This is a genomic window from Roseobacter cerasinus (assembly GCF_009811755.1).
Classification (GTDB): Bacteria; Pseudomonadota; Alphaproteobacteria; order Rhodobacterales; family Rhodobacteraceae; genus Roseobacter; species Roseobacter cerasinus.
The window spans coordinates 247,017-270,256 of sequence record NZ_BLIV01000002.1 but is presented as its reverse complement, the minus strand read 5'-3'; the positions used below and the strand labels follow the sequence as shown (position 1 = coordinate 270,256).

17 protein-coding genes are annotated in these 23,240 nt (G+C 63.1%); 9 read left to right on the top strand and 8 right to left on the bottom strand.

The window, feature by feature from the left end; translation table 11 throughout:
* Window positions 1–59: 59 nt before the first annotated feature.
* Genes So717_RS05145 through So717_RS05130 form a run of 4 tightly spaced genes read right to left on the bottom strand, consistent with a single transcriptional unit; the run spans window position 60 to window position 6,779 of the window.
* Window positions 60–2,102 (bottom strand): hypothetical protein, encoded by a 2,043-nt coding sequence (locus So717_RS05145; protein ID WP_159975142.1) that lies wholly within the window; start codon window positions 2,100–2,102, stop codon window positions 60–62.
* Window positions 2,099–4,876: a DUF4159 domain-containing protein gene (locus So717_RS05140; RefSeq protein WP_159975141.1), complete on the bottom strand. Its 2,778-nt coding sequence runs from the start codon at window positions 4,874–4,876 to the stop codon at window positions 2,099–2,101. The genes So717_RS05145 and So717_RS05140 overlap by 4 nt, the downstream gene beginning before the upstream one ends.
* Window positions 4,873–5,775: a DUF58 domain-containing protein gene (locus tag So717_RS05135; protein ID WP_159975140.1), complete on the bottom strand. Its 903-nt coding sequence runs from the start codon at window positions 5,773–5,775 to the stop codon at window positions 4,873–4,875. Before So717_RS05135 ends, So717_RS05140 begins: the two co-directional genes overlap by 4 nt.
* Complete coding sequence (locus tag So717_RS05130; protein ID WP_159975139.1) at window positions 5,772–6,779, bottom strand: AAA family ATPase; 1,008 nt, start codon at window positions 6,777–6,779, stop codon at window positions 5,772–5,774. Before So717_RS05130 ends, So717_RS05135 begins: the two co-directional genes overlap by 4 nt.
* Window positions 6,780–6,834: 55 nt before the next feature.
* Here So717_RS05130 and So717_RS05125 point away from each other — a divergent pair, with 55 nt between their 5' ends.
* From So717_RS05125 to So717_RS05115, 3 genes are all read left to right on the top strand, one after another.
* Window positions 6,835–7,422: a DUF1285 domain-containing protein gene (locus tag So717_RS05125; protein ID WP_438810636.1), complete on the top strand. Its 588-nt coding sequence runs from the start codon at window positions 6,835–6,837 to the stop codon at window positions 7,420–7,422.
* Between the two features lie 76 nt (window positions 7,423–7,498).
* Entirely contained in the window at window positions 7,499–8,242 is a 744-nt protein-coding gene (locus tag So717_RS05120; protein WP_159975137.1) for a TIM barrel protein, read from the top strand.
* Between the two features lie 77 nt (window positions 8,243–8,319).
* Window positions 8,320–8,562 carry a DUF2798 domain-containing protein gene (locus So717_RS05115; protein ID WP_159975136.1) on the top strand — a complete coding sequence of 81 codons (243 nt, stop codon included), beginning with the start codon at window positions 8,320–8,322 and terminating at the stop codon, window positions 8,560–8,562.
* Window positions 8,563–8,734: 172 nt separating this feature from the next.
* Here the strand turns inward: So717_RS05115 and polA are convergent, their stop codons facing one another.
* Entirely contained in the window at window positions 8,735–11,536 is a 2,802-nt protein-coding gene (gene polA / locus So717_RS05110; protein ID WP_159975135.1) for a DNA polymerase I, read from the bottom strand.
* 41 nt (window positions 11,537–11,577) lie between these two features.
* On the opposite strand from polA, the gene So717_RS05105 reads away from it, so the two are divergent.
* Window positions 11,578–12,054: a hypothetical protein gene (locus So717_RS05105; RefSeq protein ID WP_159975134.1), complete on the top strand. Its 477-nt coding sequence runs from the start codon at window positions 11,578–11,580 to the stop codon at window positions 12,052–12,054.
* Between the two features lie 17 nt (window positions 12,055–12,071).
* Here So717_RS05105 and So717_RS05100 read toward each other — a convergent pair whose 3' ends face one another.
* Window positions 12,072–12,248, bottom strand: a complete 177-nt coding sequence (locus So717_RS05100) for a zinc-finger domain-containing protein (RefSeq protein WP_159975133.1) — start codon at window positions 12,246–12,248, stop codon at window positions 12,072–12,074.
* Window positions 12,249–12,389: 141 nt separating this feature from the next.
* Here So717_RS05100 and gpmI point away from each other — a divergent pair, with 141 nt between their 5' ends.
* The 3 genes from gpmI to So717_RS05085 are packed head-to-tail and all read left to right on the top strand — an operon-like array spanning window position 12,390 to window position 16,375.
* Window positions 12,390–13,907 carry a 2,3-bisphosphoglycerate-independent phosphoglycerate mutase gene (gpmI, locus tag So717_RS05095; protein ID WP_159975132.1) on the top strand — a complete coding sequence of 506 codons (1,518 nt, stop codon included), beginning with the start codon at window positions 12,390–12,392 and terminating at the stop codon, window positions 13,905–13,907.
* On the top strand, window positions 13,892–15,034 hold the full coding sequence (locus So717_RS05090) for a murein hydrolase activator EnvC family protein (RefSeq protein WP_238840681.1): 1,143 nt from the start codon (window positions 13,892–13,894) through the stop codon (window positions 15,032–15,034). Before gpmI ends, So717_RS05090 begins: the two co-directional genes overlap by 16 nt.
* 6 nt (window positions 15,035–15,040) lie before the next feature.
* Entirely contained in the window at window positions 15,041–16,375 is a 1,335-nt protein-coding gene (locus So717_RS05085) for a S41 family peptidase (RefSeq protein ID WP_159975131.1), read from the top strand.
* A gap of 51 nt (window positions 16,376–16,426) precedes the next feature.
* Here the strand turns inward: So717_RS05085 and So717_RS05080 are convergent, their stop codons facing one another.
* Window positions 16,427–17,110, bottom strand: coding sequence for a DUF6478 family protein (locus So717_RS05080; protein WP_159975130.1), 684 nt, complete (start codon window positions 17,108–17,110; stop codon window positions 16,427–16,429).
* Window positions 17,111–17,271: 161 nt separating this feature from the next.
* Window positions 17,272–19,005, bottom strand: a complete 1,734-nt coding sequence (ilvD, locus tag So717_RS05075; RefSeq protein ID WP_159975129.1) for a dihydroxy-acid dehydratase — start codon at window positions 19,003–19,005, stop codon at window positions 17,272–17,274.
* A gap of 203 nt (window positions 19,006–19,208) precedes the next feature.
* On the opposite strand from ilvD, the gene So717_RS05070 reads away from it, so the two are divergent.
* Together So717_RS05070 and So717_RS05065 are read left to right on the top strand one after the other, a co-directional pair.
* Window positions 19,209–22,298 carry an ABC transporter transmembrane domain-containing protein gene (locus So717_RS05070; protein WP_159975128.1) on the top strand — a complete coding sequence of 1,030 codons (3,090 nt, stop codon included), beginning with the start codon at window positions 19,209–19,211 and terminating at the stop codon, window positions 22,296–22,298.
* An 11-nt stretch (window positions 22,299–22,309) separates the two neighbouring features.
* Window positions 22,310–23,209 (top strand): CPBP family intramembrane glutamic endopeptidase, encoded by a 900-nt coding sequence (locus So717_RS05065; RefSeq protein WP_159975127.1) that lies wholly within the window; start codon window positions 22,310–22,312, stop codon window positions 23,207–23,209.
* The last annotated feature ends 31 nt before the right edge of the window (window positions 23,210–23,240 follow it).

The following is a 23,240-nucleotide window of genomic DNA, read 5'->3' as shown; positions in this document are numbered from 1 at the left end:
TGAGGTGAACAACTGCTTAACCCGGCTGTGGCGGCACACAGAATTTCCAAGTTCCCGGGTCAGCGGCGCCCTTCGCGCAGCCACGCGGCAGTCAGCAGACCCAGCGACAGCAAAAGCACCAGCCAGCCGGGCAGAAGATTGGTCTGCCGCACGTCCCGTGTCTCAAACGCATCCCGGGGTGTCAGACCGATCCACCCCCGCCCTGCAGCAGGCCGGCCTGCGCGCACCTCACGCAGCCGCGGCAGACCGTCTTCAAGCCGGATCGTGCCGCCCCGCAGCCCGGCGATGACCGGCTCCAACACCTCTCCTGTTGCAATGGTCTGTTCGAACTCACGGGGGGCTGCCGGGCCAAGGCCGATCACCGTGTTTTGATCCCCACTGGCCAGCCGGTACAGGCCAATTTCAGGGCCCTCGAAGGGGGCTTCAAAGACGCCGGGGCTGGTCTCTGTCAGGGTCAGCTCGGTCACCGTGCCCAAGGGGTCGGTGATGGTCACAGGAGGCACACTGTCCGACAGGCTGCGCCGTTTGATCCGCATGGTCTGGCCCGTGGCCTCGGCGGTCAGCGCCTCTTCCTCCAGTTCCGGCTCTTTCATCATCCAATGCGCAAGGCGCCGCAACAGCTCCAACTGCGGGCCGCCGCCTTCATAGCCTCGGTTCCACAGCCAGGCGTGGTCCGACGCCAGCAGTGCCACCCGGCCCTCGCCCACCCGGTCGAGCATCAGGAGTGGGCGCTCATCGATCCCCGACATGACAACATGGCCGACAGATCCCGAGACGTCGATTTGGCGCAGCCAGCGGCCCCAATCGCCGCCATCGGGCAGACCGGTGGTGACTGGATGGCGCGCACCCAACTCGGTGACAGTGGGCAGGTAGGGTTCCTCCAGCACCCGCGCCGTTGGTGCGGCGGGCAATGTGGAGCCAAGCGGCGAGCGATAGATGCTGTCGGCACTGGCGAAATCCGGACCTGCCGCCACCAGCACTGCGCCGCCCTCGCGAATGTAGTTGGCCACATTGTCGAGGTAGAGCGCAGGCAGGATGCCACGGCGCTTGTAGCGATCAAAGATGATCAGGTCGAAGTCGTCGATGCGTTCCAGAAACAGCTCACGCGTGGGGAAAGCGATCAGGCTCAGCTCGCTCACCGGTACACCGTCCTGTTTTTCAGGAGGGCGCAGGATGGTGAAATGCACAAGATCGACAGAGCTGTCTGATTTCAGGAGGTTGCGCCAGGTGCGCCCGCCGGGGTGCGGCTCGCCCGAGACCAGCAGCACGCGCAGCCGGTCCCGCACGCCGTTCATCTGGATCAGCGCGGTGTTGTTGCGGTCGGTCAGCTCGCCCTCGGCTTCCGGAACAGTGAACTGGATCACATTGCGCCCGCCATGCGGCAGGGTGATTGGCAGCTCGATATCCTCGCCGATGGGCACCTGAAAGCTCTGCGGTTCCGCACCGTCGACGGAGATATCCAGCGGGGCGAGGCCGGTGCCCTCAGGAGCGGCGCCCATGTCTTCGATGCGCAGGGTGAGTGTGACGGGTTCGTCGATGATGGCGAAGGCGGGCGCGTTGCGGATTTCCAGGCGACGGTCCCAGTCGTCCTCCTTGCCGGTCATCAGAAGGTGCATCGGCGCGGGCAGATCAAGCGGCAGGTCCGCATCATGCACCTGCCCGTCGCTGATCGCGATGATCCCGGCGATGCGCGCGCGCGGCTCTTCCGCCAGCGCGGCGGACAGGGCCGTCATCAGTTGTGTGCCTGCATCGCCGTCTCCGTCCGGGACGGTCACACGGCGCACTTCGGTATTCGCGCGGGCCGCGATGGTGGCCGCCAGATCATCGCCTGCGGATGTCGACTGCTGAGGCCGGTCCGACAGCCGCTGGCTGGCGCTGTCATCTTCCAGAAGCACCACGATATCGGTCAGCGGGGCACGGTCTTCCTGCTGGTAGGAGGGGCCGGTGAGCGCGGCCACGATCACCAGTGCCGCCAACGCGCGCAGGGCCCAGCCGTTCAGGCCGCGCACCACCGCCAGCATCACGCTGATTGCTGCGATGGTGGCGACCATGATCAGCAGCGACCATGGCACCAGCGGGTCAAAGATCACCGTGCCCGTCATTGGCCCAACCTGTCGAGCAACGCAGGCACGTGCACTTGGTCGGATTTATAGTTGCCGGTCAGCACGTGCATGATCAGGTTCACGCCAAAGCGGAAGGCCAGCTCGCGCTGCCGCTCTCCACTGAAGCCGCGACCGATCGGCACCATCGGGGCGCCGTTGAGGCCAATGGCCCAGGCCGCGGCCCAGTCATTCCCGCCAATCACCACCGGCGTGACGCCGTCGTTCAGGTTGCGGAAGGGCATGCCTTCGATCTGCTCCGCGTCTGGTGGCGCTGCCTCGACCCAGACATCGCGGCTGCTGTGGCGTCCGGGGAAGTCCTGCAACAGGTAGAACGTGCGCGTCAGCACGTGATCTGCGGGTAGCGGCTCCAGCGGCGGGATATCCAGCGGGGCGGCAATGTCCTGCAGCTTGCGCCCGTTGGGGCTTGCATTGCCAAAGCGGGCGACATCCGCATCACGGGTGTCAAAGATGAGCAGCCCGCCTGACCGCAGATAGGCGTTCAGCTTCACGTAGGCCTCAGCAGAGGGGCGCGGCTGGTCCGGGGTGATCGGCCAGTAGAGCACCGGGAAGAACGCCAGCTCGTCCATCTCCAGATCAACGCCAACGGGGGCTGCGGGCTCAACTGACGTGCGGAAAAACAGAGTATCGGACAGACCGCGCAGACCGGCGTTAGACATTTCGTCGACCTGCCGGTTGCCGGTTTGCACATAGGCCAAGACAACTTCCGCTGTGGCATTCAGCGCAAAGCCGTCAGCCTCCGTCGTCTGCGCACGGATATCCTGCGGCACAGTCAATGGCAGCAGAGCCGCAAGCGTGATGGCTGCAACCCGGTTCACCTTGCCCAAGAGACGACCCGATAGCGCCAGCGAGGCCACCACATCGGCGAGCAGAAGCAGGATCGCGAGGCTCAAAAGCCAACCTGCAAGGGGCTGCTCGGGAGGCACGGCAAAGCCTCGGACCGGGATACGATCAGGCCAGCTGACCGGTGTCAGCGTATCGCCCGCTTCAATCACGTTGCGCGCGAGGCGCCGGTCGCCCGAAGCGTAGATACCCGGCTGCATGTCCGGCCCGGGTGGTGCGCTCAGCAGATCAGCGCCCGGTACGCCCGGCAGATTGCCCGCGTCGCGCAAGGTACCAAACCCGTCCATCACCTGCTCGGGCGTCCATGTGGTGCCCTCAAGCTGGCCTGCATCCGGGCGCGAGGCGGAACTGGAGATCGCCAGCCGTTCCAGCATCTGCACAAACAGCCCGGAGAGGGGCAGGGTCGACCAATCCGCAGTAGCCGTCACGTGGAAGAGCACAATCTGCCCCTGCTCGCGCGCCTTGCGGGTGACGAGCGGGGTGCCGTCGGTGAGCTCGGCGATCACCCGTTCAGAGAGCGTTGGGTCGGGCTGCGCCATCACCTGGCTGGTCACCTGAACGTCTTCGGGGATCGCAAGGCCGAAGAAGGGTGAGCCTTCGCGGAAGGGGGCGAGCGTCTTGGGTTCTCCCCAGCTCATCGCGCCCCCGACGGTGCGCCCGCCGGAGCGCAGGCGGACCGGCATCATCGGGTCCTCGTCGGCGCGGCTGACATCGCTGGCGGCGACGCGCGGCCCGGCGAAGCGCACCAGCATGCCGCCCTCGTCGATCCAGGCGCCGAGGCCCTCTTCCTCGGCAGGGGAGAGCGTCGCCACATCGGCGAGCACGATCACATCTGGGTTGGCGGGCAGGATCTCATCCAGCGCGCCGCCGATCAGGTCGGCATTGGGCGCCAGCGCCTGCTCGATGTAGTGCAGTGGCGACAGCAATTCGAGGCCCTCGCGGCTTTCACGCCCGGCGATCAGCGCAACTTCGCGGCGGCGCAGCCCGTCATCTGCAAGCGTGGTGCTGCCCGCAGAGCGCTGGCCTTGCAGATCAAAGCGCGTGATGCGCGCGCGCAGCTCGGACGGCAGGGAAAGCGCCGTTTCAGCCGTGGTCTCACCAGCGGCAAAGACGGCGGTTGCGGTGGCCAGAATGCTCGCGTTGCCTGCGGGGTCACGGCCTTGCGCCTGGACAGCAATCTCCCGCTCCGGCCCTGCGGCTGCGCGGATCGCGGTCAGCTGTACCGCGCCATCTTCAAAGCCCGCAGGCGTCATGGCCAGCACATTTGCAGCCGTTTGATAGACATCCACGCTGCCTTTCGCTTCAAATGTGGCCAGCAGATCCTCGCGCCCGGGATAGTCCAACCCATCGCTGAACCACAGCGTGTCAAACGGCTCGACGTCCTCAACCAGAGTGCGGGCTTGGGCTGCGCGCGCGGCATCGGGCTGCCAGGGGGCGGGCTGGAATCCCACCAGCCGGTTTCGCCAGCTCTGGGCGGTCACGAAAACCGGTGCTTCGGGGCGGGCCAGGTTCAGAAAGGCGACAGTGCGGCCTGCGCGGCTGGCCCGGGTGAGTTGGGCTGCAATGGCCTCTTCCTGCTCGGCCCAGCGGGTGGCCCCCGCCCAGCTGCCATCCAGCACGATGAGCAGCGGCCCGTTGCCCTGTGCCTGATCGTCATTGGGGTTCAGAACCGGCCCCGCGATGCCAATGATGATGGCCGCCGCCGCAAGCATCCGCAGCAACAGAAGCCACCAGGGTGTGCGGTCAGAGACGGTTTCATCATCCTTGAGCCCAAGCAACAGCGCCACACCCGGAAAGCGCCGCCGGATGGGCGCGGGCGGCACGGCGCGCAGGATGATCCACAGGATCGGCAGCGTCAGCAGCGCCAGCAGCAGCCAGGGCGCGGTGAAGCCGATGCCGCCGAAAACCGTCACCGCGCGCCCCCAGTGTCAAGCGCGCGATAAAGCCACAGCAGCGCCGACTGCGCCGATGCATCGGTGTGATGCATCCCATATTGCCAGCTGGTCACCGCACAAAGGCTTTGCAGTTCTTCCTTGCGCGCTGCGAGGCGCTCCAGATAACGGGTTTTCAGATCATTGGCCTTCAGTGTCTCATGGCTGAGACTACCGCCCACACTTTCGAAAATCGTGCGGCCCCGGAAGGGGAAGGATTCTTCGGACGGATCCAGCACATGCAGCAGCACTCCGCGCACCCCCCGGTCGGCAGCTTTGGTCAGTGCGAGCTTCACCTCATCCACGTCGCCCATGAAGTCCGAGACAAAGAGCGCACGGGCCGAAGGAATCATCGCGCGGTGCTCGGGCGGGGCGTAGTCTTCCTCAGCGTCGGTTGCAAAGGCTTCCGCCAGCCGCAAGATCTGCGTGTTGCCGCGCCGGGGTGGCAGCGTGGTGCCTGTGAGGCCCACGCGTTCGCCGCCACGCACCAGCAAGATCGCGCAGGCAAGGGCCAGCAGCCGTGCGCGGTCGGCTTTGAGCGGCAGCGCGTCATCGCTGGCAAAGCGCATCGACGCCCCCTGATCGATCCAGAGCATCACCGATTGCGCAATCTGCCATTCCCGCTCGCGCACGAATTCGGTGTCGCCACGCGCCGAACGGCGGTGGTCGATCAACCGGCGGCTGTCACCCATTTGCGCCGGGCGGTATTGCCAGAAATCGTCGCCCATGCCTGCGCGTCTGCGCCCGTGATCCCCCAACAGCACGGCCCCGGCAAGATGCTCAGCGCGCGCCAGAAGATCCGGGAGGCGCGCCGCCTGTGTCTCCGCGTCTGATCGCAGAGTGTTTGGCGCAGCCGTGTAGGGGTGGGGAGAGGCTGTCACGCGGCGGCCTTTGCTCCGGCAAGTTGGGCGGCGGTGCTGTCGATGAGATCAGCGAGGCTATCCCCGCGTGCCCTTGCCGCAAAATTCAGCGCCATGCGGTGGCTCAGCACCGGGCGGGCCATATCGAGCACATCTTCGGCAGAGGGCGCGAGCCGCCCATGCAGCAGTGCGCGCGCACGCACGGTCAGCATAAGCGCTTGCGCGGCACGCGGCCCCGGGCCCCAGGCCACCGTATCGCGCACTTGCTGCGAGGCGCTGTCCTCTTCGGGCCGGAAGGCGCGGACCAGATCGAGGATAGTCTCCACCACGCTTTCACCCACTGGCATCCGGCGCAACAGCTGCTGCGCGGCCAACAGATCTGCGGCGGTGAATACTTCGGTGGACTCCTCTTCGCTGTCGCCGGTGGTTGCGAGCAGGATATCACGTTCGGTGTCACGATCCGGATAGGCCACGTCGATCTGCACAAGGAAGCGGTCAAGCTGGGCCTCGGGCAGCGGGTAGGTGCCTTCCTGCTCAATCGGGTTTTGTGTCGCCAGCACATGAAACGGCACACCCAAGGTGCGGTTTTCGCCTGCAACAGTGACTGTTTTCTCCTGCATCGCCTGCAGCAGGGCCGATTGCGTCCGGGGCGAGGCGCGGTTGATCTCATCCGCCATCAGCAGCTGGCAAAAGATCGGCCCTTGGATAAAGCGAAACGCGCGGCTGCCATCTGCAGCAGTGTCGAGCACCTCGGAGCCCAGAATATCGGCGGGCATCAGGTCGGGCGTGAACTGCACGCGGTTGCCGTGCAGCCCCATCACGGTCGAGAGCGTCTCGACCAGTCGTGTTTTGCCGAGACCCGGCAGGCCGATCAGCAGACCGTGCCCGCCGCAGAGAAGTGCTGCGAGCGTTAGCTCCACGACTCGCTCCTGCCCGATAAAGCGTTTGGTGATCGAGGCCTTGGCCTGCGCCAGCTTTGCGCCCAGGGCTTCGATTTCGGTGACCAAGTCTTCTGCTTCGCTCATGACAACCTGCTCCGATAACTTATATGCATGGTGTAACCTATCGCGCCCAAGGGAAATGGCAAAAGCAATGAGTGGACAAAAAACCGTGACACCGTCGGCAGAAAGTCTTACCGCTTCGTTAACTGCTGTGAAAACACGCGGAATGCCGCCCGTTCACCTCTGGAATCCGCCGTTTTGCGGGGATCTTGACATGCGCATCGCGCGGGATGGCACGTGGTTCTATGAAGGGACCCCCATCGGGCGGCCCGGTCTGGTGAAGCTCTTTTCATCGATTCTCAAGAAAGAGGGCGAGAAATATTTTCTCGTGACCCCGGTTGAGAAAGTGGGGATCACCGTAGAAGACGCCCCCTTTGTTGCTGTGGATTTTGAGGTGACGGGTGAGGGAGAGGGCCAGGTTCTCAGTTTCACGACCCATGTTGACGACACAGCCGTGGCCAGCGCGGATCTGCCGATCCGCGTGGTGCGGGATGATGAGAGCGGCGAGCCCTCGCCCTATGTGCGCGTCCGGGCAGAGCTGGAGGCGCTGATTGACCGCAAGAGCTTTTACCGGCTGGTGGATCTGGGTGTGCATCACGAAGGCTGGTTTGGAGTGTGGTCGAAGGGCACCTTCTTTCCGATAATTCCGAGTGCTGAACTGCCCTGATGTGAAACTGGTTTGCGGTCGGTCCGGGTGCGGCCTAACGTGCCGCTGACTGACGCCTGCTGCCGGATCCCCACTGATGAAATTTGCCGCAAATCTCAGCCTTCTGTGGCCGGACCTGCCCTATCTGGACAGGTTCGATGCGGCGGCTGAGGCGGGATTTGATGGTGCTGAGGTCATGTTCCCCTACGAGATGCCGGCCAAGGACACGCAGCGCGCCCTGATGCGCGCCGGTCTGTCGATGGTGCGGATTGCGGCGCCGCCGCCCAACTATACTGGCGGCGCACGGGGCTTTGCGGCGGTGCCCGAGGCGGCAGAGCGCTTTCGCTATGATCTGCGGCGTGCGATCCGATATTGCGGGGCTTTGCGCGCGCCGATCCTCCAGCTTCTGGCAGGGGCTGCGGATGGCGATCCTGCGCGCCGGACCCTTGTGGCAAATCTGAAGATCGCAGCGGAAGAGTCGCCGAAGGGGCTGTTGGTCATGATCAGCCCGGCTGGTGGGGAAGATCTGCCTGGCTCGTTCCTCGACAGTTACGATCTGGCGGCGGAGATTCTGCAGGAGGTGGCGGCCCCGAATGTGGCGCTGCTGTTTGACAGTCGGCAGGCTGAGATTTTGCACGGCGACCCCGTCGAGGTGCTGGAGAGGCACGCAAAGCTGATTGGTCACGTCCAGATTTCCGATGCGCCAGATGGGCCCGCCAATCTGGAGGCCTTGGGCAACGGGCTGATGGACATTGATTACAGGGGGTGGGTCGGTATTGCCTACGACCCGTCCGCGCCGCCAGAGACACACCGCGAGACCTATGAAAAGCTGCGCAGATAGCCGCCGCTGTGCGTCTGCGCAGGTTCCAATCCTCGTGCTTGTCTCTATGGTAAGCAGGTCTGCAAGAGAGAGCGCCCATGATCCCAGCCCGTTATCAGCATGTGCTGTTTGGCCTTATTCTGTCGGGCCTGATGTCCTTCGTTGTATCCGGCATTGCGACGGCCCGCACTGTCGGCTGGATCGATGGTTTTGTCGGGTTGTGGATGAGCAACTGGCTGCCAAGCTGGGCTGTGGCGTTTCCGACTGTTCTCGTCGTGGCGCCCATCGCCCGCCGCCTTGTGGCGCGGTTGGTGCGGCCGGAGTCGCAAACGCAGAGGTAAGGGCGGAGGCACTGCGGCCTTGCGATCTTATGCGGGGGAAGCGCCCTTCCCTCCATCGTACCAAAGGTGCGCTACTCGGTAGTAGCACGCCAGTGGCGTGACGAGGGGCGGGCGCTGCCCGGCGGTGCCCGTCGGGCGGAACAGCGGCCCGCTGAGTGGGAGGGTCGCAGCCTTAGTGTGCGACAGCCCAGTTGGCGCCTTGCCCTGCATCTACGCTGAGCTGCACGTCGAGTTTCACCACCGGATCGCAGGCGGCTTCCATGATGTCTCGCGCGGCTTTGATCAGGTCGTCTTCGGCGCCTTGATCCACTTCGAAGAGCAGTTCGTCATGAACCTGCAGTAGCATCTTTGCGGGCAGCTTTTCGATGGCGGCGGGCATGCGCACCATGGCACGGCGGATCACGTCGGCCGCGGTGCCTTGAATGGGCGCGTTTATGGCCGCCCGCGCGGCAAAGCCAGCGTGCGGGCCCTTGGCGCCGATGTTGGGCGTGTGGATGCGGCGGCCAAAGAGTGTCTGCACAAACCCGTGCTCTTTCGCGAAGGCCTTGGTGTCATCCATATAGGTGCGGATGCCGGGGAAGCGTTCGAAGTACCTGTTGATGAAGTCCTGCGCCTCGCCGCGCGGAATGCGCAGGTTGCGAGCCAGGCCAAAGCCCGAGATGCCGTAGATCACGCCGAAGTTGATCGCCTTGGCGCGGCGGCGAATCTCGGGCGTCATCTCCTCCATGGGGACGTCGAACATCTCGGAGGCGGTCATGGCGTGGATGTCATCGCCCCTTTTGAACGCGTCTTTCAGCGCGTCGATGCCGGCAATATGCGCAAGAATGCGCAGCTCGATCTGGCTATAGTCGAGGGCCACCAGCGTCTTGCCGTCTTCCGCGACAAACGCCTCGCGGATGCGGCGGCCCTCTTCAGTGCGGATCGGGATGTTTTGCAGGTTTGGATCGGTGGAGGCGAGGCGGCCGGTCGAGGCCCCGGCAATGGAATAAGACGTGTGCACGCGGCCCGTCTCAGCATTGATGTGATCCTGTAGGGCATCCGTGTAGGTCGATTTCAGCTTGCTGATCTGCCGCCAGTCGAGCACCCGAGCAGGCAATTCGTGCTCGGTCGCGAGGTCTTCGAGCACATCAGCGCCGGTGGCATACGCGCCTGTCTTGCCCTTCTTGCCACCCGGTAGGGACATCTCGTCAAAGAGGATCTCGCCCAGCTGCTTGGGAGAGCCCACGTTGAAGGACCGCCCCGCCAGCTCGTGGATTTCCGCCTCCAGCCCTGCCATCTTCTGGCTAAAGGCGTTAGACATGCGGCTGAGCGTGTCGCGGTCGACTTTGATACCGGTGCGCTCCATCTGTGCCAGCACGGGCACCATCGGGCGCTCCAGCGTTTCATAGACACGGGTGACTTGGGCGCGGTGCAGTGAGGGTTTGAACTGCTGCCAGAGGCGCAGGGTGATGTCGGCATCCTCAGCGGCATAGGGCACGGCGTCTTCCAGCGGCACCTTGTCGAAGGTGATCGCCGACTTGCCCGAGCCGAGCAGCGGCTTGATCGGGATCGGCGTGTGGTTCAGATAGCGCTCCGACAGCGTGTCCATACCGTGATTGTGCAGCCCGCCGTGCATCGCGTAGGACATCAGCATGGTGTCGTCGATGGGCGCAACCGTGACATCGTGCCGGGCAAAGATCTTGAGATCGTACTTCATGTTCTGACCGATCTTGAGGATCGATGGATCCTCCAGCACCGGTTTCAGCATCTCCAACGCGGCTTTGACGCTCATCTGCCCCTCAGCCAGATCGTCGGAACCAAAGAGATCATCACTGCTGCTTTTCTTGTGAATGAGCGGCACATAGCAGGCCTGCCCCGGCTCGACGCAAATGGAAACCCCCACCAGATCGGCGGTCATCTCGTTCAGACCCGTTGTCTCCGTGTCGACGGCCACATAACCGCGCTCATAAATCTGGTCGATCCAGGTTTGCAGTTCGTCGGCGGTGCCGACCTTGGAATAGCCCGCGCGGTCGAAGGGCACCTCCTCGATCTCCGGCGCGTCGGGGGCCGAGGCGGGGGTGTCGTCGATTTCAGGCGGCTCGACGTCCAGCTTTTCGGCGATGCGTTTGGTCAGGGTGCGGAATTCCATCTCCGCCAAAAAGGGCATCAACTGATCAGGGTCGGGCGTGCGCACTTCCAGATCGTCCAGTGTGAAATCGAGCGGGGTGTTTTCGTCCAGCAGAACCAACCGGCGCGACAGGCGGATTTGCTCCGCATGGTCAATCAGGGTCTGCCGCCGCTTGGGCTGTTTGATCTCTTCCGCCCGCTCCAACAGCCCGTCGAGGTCGCCATATTCGTTGATCAGCAGCGCGGCGGTCTTAATACCGATGCCCGGCGCGCCGGGCACGTTATCAACGCTGTCGCCCGCGAGGGCCTGCACATCGACCACCCGGTCGGGGTAGACGCCGAACTTCTCGAAGACCCCATCGCGGTCGATGCGCTTGTTCTTCATCGCATCCAGCATCTCAACCCCGTCGCCCACCAGCTGCATCAGGTCCTTGTCGGAGCTGATGATGGTGCAGCGCCCGCCAGCAGCGCGGGCTTGGACGGCCAGCGTGGCGATGATGTCGTCCGCCTCATAGCCCTCAAGCTCTTTGCAGGCGATATTGAAGGCCTCCGTCGCGCGGCGGGTGAGCGGAATCTGCGGGCGCAGATCCTCTGGCATCTCATCGCGATTGGCCTTGTACTGGTCGTACATCTCGTTGCGGAATGTGTGGCTGCCCTTGTCGAAGATCACCGCCACATGGGTGGGGGCGTCGTCTCCGGTATTCGTCTCCACATAGCGCTGCAACATGTTGCAAAACCCCGAGACTGCACCAATGGGCAGCCCGTCGGACTTGCGCGTCAGCGGTGGCAGCGCATGGTACGCTCGGAAGATAAACGCCGATCCGTCTATCAGATGCAGGTGGTGCCCTTTGCCGAACGCGGTACCCATTGTAGACTGCCTCTCGATATTCCATGCAGGGAGCTTCGCCGATGTTATCCCGTATCGTGACCCTGGCTGCAATCGCCCTTTGTGCGGCGCCGGTGGGTGCCTCTCCAAAGGTGAACATGGACTGTGTCGAGGATATCGGCGCGCCCGGCAACTGTGTGCCCATGGTGGGCTGTGTCGGGCGTGAGGGGGACTATTTCACCGGTCGGGCCATCGGCTGGAACAAAGGCACGCTGGACGGCCAGACGCGCTCGGGCGCGATGTGCTCCGGCGGATGGGAGATCAATGAATTCACTGGTCAGGGCCATGCGGCCTTTGAATGTGACAACGGCACGGCGGGTGTGGCGACCATGACCTATCAGGACATGCAAACCGGCACGGCGACGGGCAGAGGCTATACAACGGACGGCGATTTGCTCGAAATCTGGTCAGGCCACAACATCCGCCGGTTCCTCAAGGACAGGGATGGCTCTGTCGAGGGCAACCTTACCTGTGGCGATGTCGTGGTTCCGGTCAGCTAAGGCGCCGGGATGTGGGATCAGACCTTCTCGGCAAAATCCTTGTGGATGTATTTGCAGTCGCAATAGCCGCATTCAACCCAGCCGGTGTCCTTCGGGATCTGCAGCCAAACACGCGGATGGCCCAAGGCGCCCTCACCGCCGTCACAGGCGATCCGGTAGCTTTCGACGATCTTGGTTTCGGGCGGCTGCTGCATGGGCGACATTCCTTTGGGTCTGCCGTGCCGTTATGACCAAAGCGCAGGCAGGGAGCAAGCCCGCCTGTGCCATTCGATGCTTCAATTCGGCAGGGCGCTGGGCTAGACACGCGGCAAAGCAAAACAGAGGTGATGTGAGAGATGAGCGCTCCGAAACCCGTTGTCCTGTGCATTCTTGACGGCTGGGGGATCAGCGACCGGCGTGAGGGCAACGCGCCGCTGCTGGCGCAGACCCCCACCATGGACCGGATCATGGCGACCTGCCCCAACGCGACGCTGACCACCTTTGGCCCTGACGTGGGCCTGCCGCGCGGACAGATGGGCAACTCGGAGGTGGGGCACACCAATATCGGGGCGGGCCGTGTCGTGGCGATGGATCTGGGCCAGATCGATCTGGCCATCGAAGAGGGCAGCTTTGCCGAGAACACGCGGCTCAAAGCTTTCATCACGCGGCTGCACGGCACGGGTGGTACGGCGCATTTGCTGGGTGTGGTCTCGGATGGGGGCGTGCACGGGCACCTCAACCACATGATCGCCGCGGCCAAGGCGCTGGATGCGGCGGACGTGCCGGTTGTGATCCACGCGTTGACGGATGGGCGGGATGTCGGCCCCAAGACGGCTAGGGGCTATTTTGAAACGCTTGAAGCCGCGCTGCCGGAGCGGGTGCGCATCGTCACCGTGACGGGCCGATATTTCGCCATGGACCGCGATAACCGCTGGGACCGGGTTGCAAAAGCTTATGCTGCTACTGTCCGGGCTGAAGGTGCTACGGCCGCGGATGCCCAGGCAGCAGTGGCAGAGGCCTATGCGCGGGGTGAGACCGATGAATTCATCCAAGCCACCGTGCTGGATGGCTATGACGGCGCCAAAAACGGCGACGCGGTCTTTTGCTTGAACTTCCGGGCCGACCGCGCGCGCGAGATCATGGCCGCCATCGGCGCGCCGGACTTTGATGCCTTCGACACTGGTGCCCGCCCCAACTGGGCCGCTTTGATGGGCATGGCGCAGTATTCCGAGGCGCATTCGGAGTATATGTCCGTCATGTACCCCAAGCCGGAGATCGTGAACACGCTGGGCGATTGGGTGGCGCAGAAGGGCCTGCGCCAGTTTCGCCTGGCTGAGACCGAGAAATACCCGCATGTGACCTTCTTTCTGAACGGGGGCGAGGAGGTCTCCTTTGACGGCGAAGATCGCAAGATGCCGAAATCGCCTGATGTTGCGACCTACGACTTGCAACCAGAAATGTCAGCGGGTGAGGTGACTGACGCGCTGGTTGCTGCCATCCGTGACGGCTATGACCTGATTGTCGTGAACTATGCGAACCCGGATATGGTGGGTCATACCGGCGATCTTGATGCCGCAATCAAAGCCTGCGAGGCTGTCGATCACGGGCTGAGCGTGGCGCTTGAGGCGCTTGAGGCCGCTGGCGGGGCCATGATCGTGACGGCGGATCACGGCAATTGCGATGTGATGATCGACCCCGATACGGGTGGGCCGCATACGGCCCATACGCTCAATCCGGTGCCTGTCGTCGTCGTTGGCGCGCCGGAGGGCGCGAAGATGCAGGACGGTCGTCTGGCAGACTTGGCCCCGACGGTTCTACATTTGATGGGGCTGGCGCCACCCGCTGAGATGACGGGGGGGTGTTTGCTGACGTGAGGTGGATCGCGCTCATCCTGCTGCTGCTGGTGCCCGCCGGTGCCCTCGCACAGCAGAGCCCGGCGGACCGCGCTCGCGCCGCGATGGATATGCTGCGCGCGGCCTCGGCCCAGCTGGCCGAAGCGGAGACGGCGCGCGACAGGGTCAGGGCGCTGACCGAAACCATACAGGCGTTTGAGGACGGGCTGTCCGCCTTGCGCAGCGGGTTGCGGCAGGCCGCAATCCGCGAAGCGCAGCTGTCCGCCCAACTGCAGGCCCGCGACGCCGAGATTGCCACGCTGCTGGCCGCACTGCAGCGGATCGGGGCGCAGGACAGCCCCGTTGCTCTTTTGCACCCGGGTGGGCCGACGGGTACGGCCCGCTCGGGCATGTTGCTGGCTGAGATGACACCGGCGCTGAACGCGCGGGCCAGCGGGCTCCGGCGTGATCTGGAGGATTTGCAAGTGTTGCGCGCCCTGCAGGGCGACGCAGCGGTTCAGCTCACTTCCGGCCTGACCGAAGTGCAGGCGGCCCGCACCGCGCTGAGCCACGCTATCGCCGAGCGCACACCTCTGCCCAAGCGCTTCATCCAGGACCCGGTGCGCGAGGCGATCCTGCTGGCCTCGGCCGAGACGTTGGAGAGCTTTGCCGATGGGCTCTCGCAGGTTGTGACACAGCAGACGCCTCCCCCGCCGTCAGAGCTGGCGGGGGTGAAAGGCGATTTGCCGCTGCCGGTCCAGGGCGTCGTGCTCAGGCGCGCGGGGGTTGCTGATGCTGCCGGGATCACACGACCCGGCGTTATTCTGGCGACCCGCCCGCAGGCCATTGTGACCAGCCCAACCCCGGCGACAATCCGATACGCAGGGCCGCTCCTGAACCTCGGACAGGTGGTGATTCTCGAACCGCAGGCGGGGGTGCTGTTCATCCTGGCCGGTCTCGATGTGGTTTACGCAACGGCGGGCGAGGTCATCGATGGGGGGGCGCCGCTGGGGCTTATGGGTGACTCTGGGGCCGAAAATAGGCGGGAATTGTCAACAGATGGTGATGACACTGGCGCGCTTCGGTCAGAAACGCTCTATATAGAGGTCAGATACAAGAATACGCCTGAGGACCCGGGCCTCTGGTTCGAAACCGACAAGAATGGATAGAGAACGATGAAGAAGTTTGCCATGGCGGCAGTGGGCGGCACCCTCGCGGGCTTTATCGCCACGACTCAGGTGGTTGGCCCCCTGCTGGCTCAGGAAAGTTCGAAAAGCAGCAATGTCTACGAACAGCTGGACCTCTTCGGAGATATCTTTGAGCGTATTCGCGCCCAATACGTCGAGGAGGTGGACAGCAAGGAGCTGATCGAAGCGGCCATCGACGGGATGCTCACATCGCTTGATCCGCACTCCAGTTACCTCTCCCCAGATGATGCGGCACAGATGCGGGTGCAGACGCGCGGCGAGTTCGGGGGACTTGGCATCGAGGTGACGCAGGAAGAGGGCTTTGTGAAGGTCGTCTCACCCATCGACGGCACCCCGGCGGATGAGGCCGGTGTCGAAGCCGGAGATTTCATCACCCATGTGAATGGAGATTCAGTGCTGGGGCTGACGCTGGACGAGGCGGTCGACATGATGCGCGGGCCGGTTGGGTCGGAAATTCTGATCACCATCGTGCGCGAGGGTGAGGCCGAACCGTTCGACGTCTCGATCATCCGCGACACGATCAAGCTCACGGCAGTGCGCACGCGCACCGAAGGCGACACGGTTGTTTTGCGGGTGACCACCTTCAACGATCAAACCTACACCAACCTCAAATCAGGGCTGGAAGAACAGATTGAGGAGGCAGGCGGCATCGACAAGGTCAATGGCCTGGTGATCGATCTGCGCAACAACCCCGGCGGTCTGCTCAATCAGGCGATCCGCGTGTCGGACGCTTTCCTTGATGAAGGTGAGATCGTCAGCACCCGAGGTCGCGAGGTTCAGGACGGCGAGCGCTTCAACGCCACCGAGGGCGATCTGGTGGGGGGCAAGCCCATCGTTGTGCTGATCAACGGCGGCTCGGCCTCGGCCTCCGAGATTGTGGCGGGGGCCTTGCAGGATCACCGTCGCGCCATCGTGGTGGGCACCAAGAGCTTTGGCAAAGGCTCGGTTCAGACGGTCATGCCGTTGCGCGGCGAAGGGGCCATGCGTTTGACAACTGCGCGCTATTACACGCCGTCCGGGCGGTCCATCCAGGCGCTGGGCGTGTCACCTGACATCGTGGTGGAACAACCCCGCCGCGCGCCTGATACCGAAGACGATGAGGATACACCGCGCAACCTGCGGTCTGAAGCTGATCTTCGTGGCAGCCTGAACAATGACAGCCTGTCGGAAGATGAGATCAAGCAGATCGAGGCGGATCGCGCCAAGGCCGAAGCAGCCGCGGCGCTGCGGGAAGAGGATTATCAACTGGCCTATGCCATCGATATCCTGAAAGGCCTGAGCGCGCTGGTTCCCGTCGAGTAACAGGGTCTCTGTATGAATGCGTTGCCCGGCGACAGGCCGGGCATCTGCAGTCTAGAGTTCGGCGCGGCGGCGGCGCATAACGTATACGTCCCCAAGCCGTATTTGGGTTGTGTCGGGCACGTCGGAAATCAGATCAATCCAGGCGTTTTCAATACGCCGCTCGTTGATCTCTGCATGGGTCAAGTCGAACTCCACGGCGAGACTTGTCTTTTCTAGAGTCACCTCCTGCACCATCTGCGCTGTGTTCGGACCATGGCGGATGTTTAGCCGCACAAACATCCTGGCTGGCGTCTGATGGCCAATGTTGGCGGTCAGGCACACAAGATGTGTGCTGTTCAGCTCTTGGGTGGCGCTCTCGGGTAAGTCCAGAACAACCGAGACAAAGCTTCCGTCAAATCCCGTGACGTCGATGACCAGCCCATAAGCTGCGGGGCCATCCGGAGTGGGCTGCTGCCTCAGGCTGACCCGGCCCCCAGCAGCGTCATGGAACGCGCTGACCGCTGGATCAAGGCGGGTTTTCCGGCCAACGCCGTCGTGCACGGGCACCGAAATCGGGCTTTGCCAGACCGAAGGCCGCCAGGCCCAGTCGGTGTTCGGCGGCGTGAGCATCGGGTCTGTGTCGATTGCCCCATCTTGCACGCGCAGCCGATCGCGTCGGGTCCGCCAGGAGGCGCGGGCGCTCAAAGCCTCCACGATCGGCTGATACCAAGGCTTACCCACGGCCGAATCGTCCAACCACGATCCGGCACCAGGGTTGTCCGTTCAGGGTTTTGATGTGTTCGGTCATGCCGTTGATGATCGCTGTTGCAGATGACCACAAGCATATCCGGTGCCGCGCGAATTTTCCGCCTCTTTCTGAGATAAAAAATGGCCTCCGCGTGGGAGGCCATCAGAGGTCAGAGCGCCATATACTCGTGGCCCTCGTCCTTGGCGCCCGGATGTGTCACAGCACCCAGATAGGTCGGGCCAACCAGCTTGGCGTATTTCCACAGCGCGCCGGCGCCATAGATCGTGGGGCGCGGGCCGGTCCAGGCGGCTTTGCGTTCGGCCATCTCGTCCTCCGAGATATCGACCGAAATGGTGCCCTCAATGGCGTTCAGCGTGATCATGTCGCCGTCTTTCAGCAGGGCGATGGGGCCACCATGCGCCGCCTCGGGACCCACGTGGCCGACACAGAACCCGCGCGTGGCGCCCGAGAAGCGGCCATCGGTGATCAGCGCCACCTTCTTGCCCATGCCCTGACCGGACAGAGCCGCCGTGGTGGCCAACATCTCGCGCATGCCGGGCCCCCCTGCGGGGCCTTCATTGCGGATCACGAAGACATCGCCCTCCTCGTACGTGCGGTTTTGCACCGCATCAAAGGCGTCCTGCTCACATTCGAAAACGCGGGCGGGGCCAGTGAAGAGCAAGTGCTGCGGCTCCATCCCGGCGATCTTCACGATGGCGCCTTCGGGGGCAAGATTCCCTTTGAGACCGACAACGCCACCGGTCTTGCTGAGCGGGGTTTCCACAGGGTAGATCACGCGGCCATCCGCTTCCAGCGTGTTCTTGTCCAGCTCTTCGCCGATGGAATAGCCGGTCGCGGTCATGCAATCCTCGTGGATCAGCCCCGCCTTGCGCAGCTCCTTCATCACCACCGGAACGCCGCCAACCTCGTAAAGGTCTTTGGCCACATACTGTCCGCCCGGTTTCAGATCGACGAAGTAAGGCGTGTCGCGGAAGATCTCGCAGACGTCATCGAGGAAGAAGTCGATGCCTGCCTCATGCGCCATCGCGGGCAGGTGCAGGCCTGCGTTGGTGGACCCACCTGTGCAGGCCACGATGCGCGCGGCATTCTCAAAGGCTTCGCGGGTGCAGATGTCGCGCGCGCGGATGTTCTTTTCGATCAGGTTCATCACCGCAGCACCTGAGGCTTCGGCATAGGCGTCGCGGCTCTCGTAGGGTGCCGGCGCGCCTGCGGAGTTCGGCAGGGCGAGGCCGATGGCTTCGGAGACACAGGCCATCGTGTTGGCGGTGAACTGGCCCCCGCAGGCCCCCGCAGATGGGCAGGCGACCGCTTCGAGCTTTTCCAGCTCGCAGGTGGTCATGTTGCCCGCCTGATGCTGGCCCACGGCCTCAAACACGTCCTGCACGGTCACGTCTTTGCCATTGAGCCGTCCCGGCAGGATCGACCCGCCATAGAGGAAGACCGACGGCACGTTCAGCCGGATCATCGCCATCATCATGCCCGGCAGGGATTTGTCGCAACCCGCAAGACCCACAAGCGCGTCATAGCAGTGGCCGCGCATGGTCAGCTCAACCGTATCTGCAATCGCCTCGCGTGAGGCGAGCGACGAACGCATGCCCTCATGCCCCATGGCGATGCCATCGGTCACGGTGATCGTGGTGAATTCGCGCGGCGTGCCGAATTCCCGTTTCACGCCCATCTTCACGGCCTGCGCCTGACGGTTCAGAGCGATGTTGCAGGGCGCGGCCTCGTTCCAGCAGGTGGCGACACCGACCAGCGGCTGGTGAATCTCCTCCTCCGTCATGCCCATGGCGTAGTAGTACGACCGGTGCGGCGCGCGCGCGGGCCCTTCGGTCACGTGGCGGCTCGGCAGTTTCGATTTGTCGAAGCGCTGGCTGGTCATGGGCTGTCTCCCCTCAAAAACATCCCTGCCGGAATAGCCAACCGCCCTTGGGCCTGCAAGGCACAAGCGTTCAGATCTGCACAAGGCCTGACCATCTGTGCGCTTGTATTGGAATATGCGCCGCCCTAAGTACGTCAGAACACTAAAGAGTGTGCGCCCGTCCGCCTTTGCCGCGCTGACAGCCCAGACCCGAAAGCCATTGCATGGAAAAGTCACTTTTTGCCTTCATTTGGAAGCATTCCAAACGGGACCAGCTGTTCTTGCTGTTCTTCACCCTGTTCACCTTCCCGTTTCTCTACGCCACGCTGGAACTGCCCAAGCGGATCATCAACGATGCCATCGGGGCCACCAGCGAAACGGTAACCACCTTCGGCATCAGCATGACCCAGACGCAGTTCCTGATGGCCCTGTGTTTTGGATATCTGGGTGCGGTGCTGGTGCACGGGCTGCTCAAGATGCGGCTGAACACGATGAAAGGTGTGCTGGCCGAGCGTATGCTGCGCCGCTTTCGTTATACGTTGATCAACCGCATGATGCGCTTTCCGCGCAGCTACTTCCGCAGCACCAGCCAGGGTGAGCTGGTGTCCATGGTGACCTCCGAGGCCGAGCCGATGGGCGGGCTGATGGGCGACGCCGTGGCACAGCCGGTGTTTCAGGCGGGGCAGATGCTGATCATCGTGATCTTCCTCTTTGCGCAGAGCGTCTGGTTCGGGCTGGCAGGTGTCGCGCTGATCCCGCTACAGGCCTGGCTCATTCCGATGCTGCAGCGGCAGATCAACCAGTTGAACAAGAAGCGCATCGTAGAGGTGCGCAGCTTCTCCTCTGAGATCGGTGAGACGGCAGCGGGCATCGGCGACCTGCGCACCAATGGTGGGCTGCGCTATCGTCTTGCGACTTTCACGGATCGGTTGGGGCGGCTTTTTGAGATCCGTTTCCAGATTTACCAGAAAAAATTCTTCATGAAGTTTCTCAACAACTTCATCACGCAGCTGACGCCGTTTTTCTTCTATTCTGCGGGCGGGTATCTGGCGATACGGGGCGATATCACCGTGGGTGCGCTCGTGGCGGCACTGGCCGCATACAAGGATCTGAGTTCGCCCTGGAAAGAGCTTCTGACCTACTACAACCAGGTGCAGGACATGTCGCTGCGCTGGGATATCGTGACCGAACGGTTCGCGCCAAAAGACATGATCGACGAGAAGCTGTTTGAAGGGGAGCCGAAAGAGATCCCGCTTCTAGACGGTGCCATTTCGATCCGCAACGTGACGGTGCGCAACTCTGACGGCAATCCGGTTTTGGAAAATATCAACCTTGAGATCCCGGCAGGCGCGCGTGTCGCGGTTCAGACCACCAGCCAGGTCGAACGCACCGCGCTGGCTGAGCTGTTGACGCGCGAAGTGCTTCCGACGCGCGGCAGTGTCACCATCAGTGGACATGATCTGTCAGATCTGCACCAATCGGTGATTTCGGCCCGCATTGGCTATGCGCATTCGCGACCGTATCTTTTTGACGGGACCTTGGGTGACAACCTGCTGATGCCGCTCAAATCCAGCCCAAAGACCGTCCTGTGGGACCCGGACCGCAAGGATCGCACCACCCTCGAAGCCAAGCGCGCGGGCAATAGCCTCGACAGTATCAAAGCGGATTGGGTCGACCCCGGTCTCGCAGGTCTGAGCACAACCGAGGAAATCCGGGGCTGGTGGTTCCAACTCGTGGAAGCCATGGGCATTGACGAGCTGATGTTCCGCCGCATGCTGAAATCGCGCATGGAGCCGGAGCTGCACACCCAGCTTGTCGCCTCCATCGTGTCGCTGCGCGAGGAGGTCCATGAAAAGCTGGTTGCGCGTGGTCTTGATGGCTTCGTAAACCGCTTTCACCCCGAGGTCTTCAACCCATCGATCCCGCTTGGCGGCAACCTGATGTTTGCAGCGCCCAAGCGCCAGATCTCGCAGCGCGGTCTGGCGGCGGAAAGCGGTCTTGTCGGTCTGATCAGCGAGCTGGGGCTGGCGGAACAGGCCATTGCCATTTCGCAGACTCTTATCGAGGCGTTGCACCAGACCTTCGGCACGGACGGCACCAGCCATCCGCTATTTACCGCGCTGGACATTGAGGAGGAGCTTTACGAGCGCCTAGTTGATATCGCCAATCGACGGCGCGAGAAGGGTGACGGCGCGCTGAGTGAGGAAGAGTTCACTCTGCTGCTGACCGTCCCCTTTGCCTTCACGGCCGAGCAGATCGGCCCGGGCTTTCCAGAGAGCTTCAAGACGGAGATCCTTGAGATCCGTAAGGCCAAGGGCGAAGAGATGCGCGAACGTATGCGCGGGCTCTTTGTGCCGATTGCGCCAGAGAACTACCTGCCGCGGCTGAGCTTGCTGGAGAACGCGCTCTACGGCCGGATCTCGAACATGGCAGGTGTTCGGGGAGAGCTGATCGAAGATCTGGTGGCTGAGGTTGTCGCAGACCATGGCCTCAAACGTCAGGTGGCCGAAACCATCCTTGATGTGAAGACCGGCCTGGGCGGGACCAATCTGGCGGGCATATTCCAGGAACGCGCCGCGTTCAGTCGCGCGGGGATCAAACGGCCCAATGTGCTGATCCTCGATACGGTTCTGGCCAGCCATGATGCTGCCAGCCGCAAACAAGCGCGTGCAAAACTGCGAGATTTGCTGCCCAACACCACCATGTTCTTCCTTGAGGACAAGTTCGAGAACCCGACCGCCTATGACATGTTTGTCGAGATCGAGAATGGCCGCATAGATGGCGTGGAGGAGGCTGAGACCGCCGATGCGGAGGATAGCGGCTCGGACGATCTGCGGCGCAAGATCCGCGTGATCTCCCGGACGGAGCTGTTTGGAAAGCTCGACTCACGATCGCAACGCCTTCTTGCCTTCTCGGCCCAGTGGTACAAAGCCGAAAAGGGCGCGCGCATCTTCGAGATGGGCGAGCGGCCCGATGCGGCTTATCTCTGCCTTTCGGGCCACGCCATGATGGGCTACCGGGATGAGGAGGACGCGTGGCATGATGTGACGGCAGTGGGCCCCGGGCGGTTGATCGGTGACCTTGCGGTCATCCTCGATGAGCCCCGGCAACTCGATCTGATCGCACAGGAAGAGACCAAGTTCCTGCGCATCGGGGCCGAGGAATTCCGCGCCGTGATCGAGACGGACCCGACCGTCCTGATGAGCCTGTTGCAGACTGTCGCGGGGCATCTGACCGGTGCTGCCGAGCTGTTGCGTGAGGCCAGGGTCAGCATCCCGCAGGAGGATCAGGAACACGCGCGGGCGCAGGACTGAGGAGGGCGCAGATGTTCTGGCGCACGGATTATAACGCGCATGAGGCGCTGGTCGCCCCGGCGCGCGAGACGGCGCAGATCTGGCGCCTGATCATGGGGTTGATCATCGCGGCGGGGGTCTATCTGCTGTGCAACCAGACCCTGTTCCAGACCTTGTTCACCTGGCAGGGGCAGAATGCGCCCGCCTTTGCCAATGCGCTGGACCATGGCGACACACCCTTGGCGATGTTTCTGCTGCTTTTCAGCTTTGGGTTCATGATTGTGGGTGTCGCGGTTGCCCTTCGGGTGGTGCACAAACGTGGGCTAGCTGGCACGTTGGGCCATCTCCGGCTGTGTGTCGAACAGCTCAGGAACGTGCTCATCGTCCTGATTGTGATCAACGCCGTCATATGGCTGCTGCCGCCTTGGGGCATGGGCGCGCCGCTGCTCCCGAACCTTGGTTTTGGGGTCTGGCTGGTGCTTCTGCCGCTATCGCTGTTGTCGGTTCTGGTCCAGGTCAGCGCCGAGGAGGTGCTGTTTCGCGGCTATATCCAGCAACAGCTGGCGGCACGGTTCCGCTCTCCTCTGGTCTGGATGCTGCTGCCTGCGCTGCTGTTTGGTGTTGGCCACTACCTGCCGCAGGAGGCCGGACCCAATGCGCAGACCATTGCCGTCTGGGCCGTTCTCTTTGGCCTGCTGATGGCAGACCTGACCGCGCGGGCGGGCACGCTCGGGCCGGCGATTGCGGTGCATTTTGTGAACAATGTGACCGCGCTGCTGATCGTGTCCATGCCGGACAGCCTCTCGGGCCTGGCGCTCTATCATAGCCCGTTTTCCATGGCTGATACCGATGCCGTTGCGGCCTGGCTGCCGGTTGATTTCGGGTTCATGATTGTCAGCTGGCTGGCGGCCCGTCTGGCGATCCGGCGCTGATTGCACTTTCGTCAGGACGCGATTAGGTAAA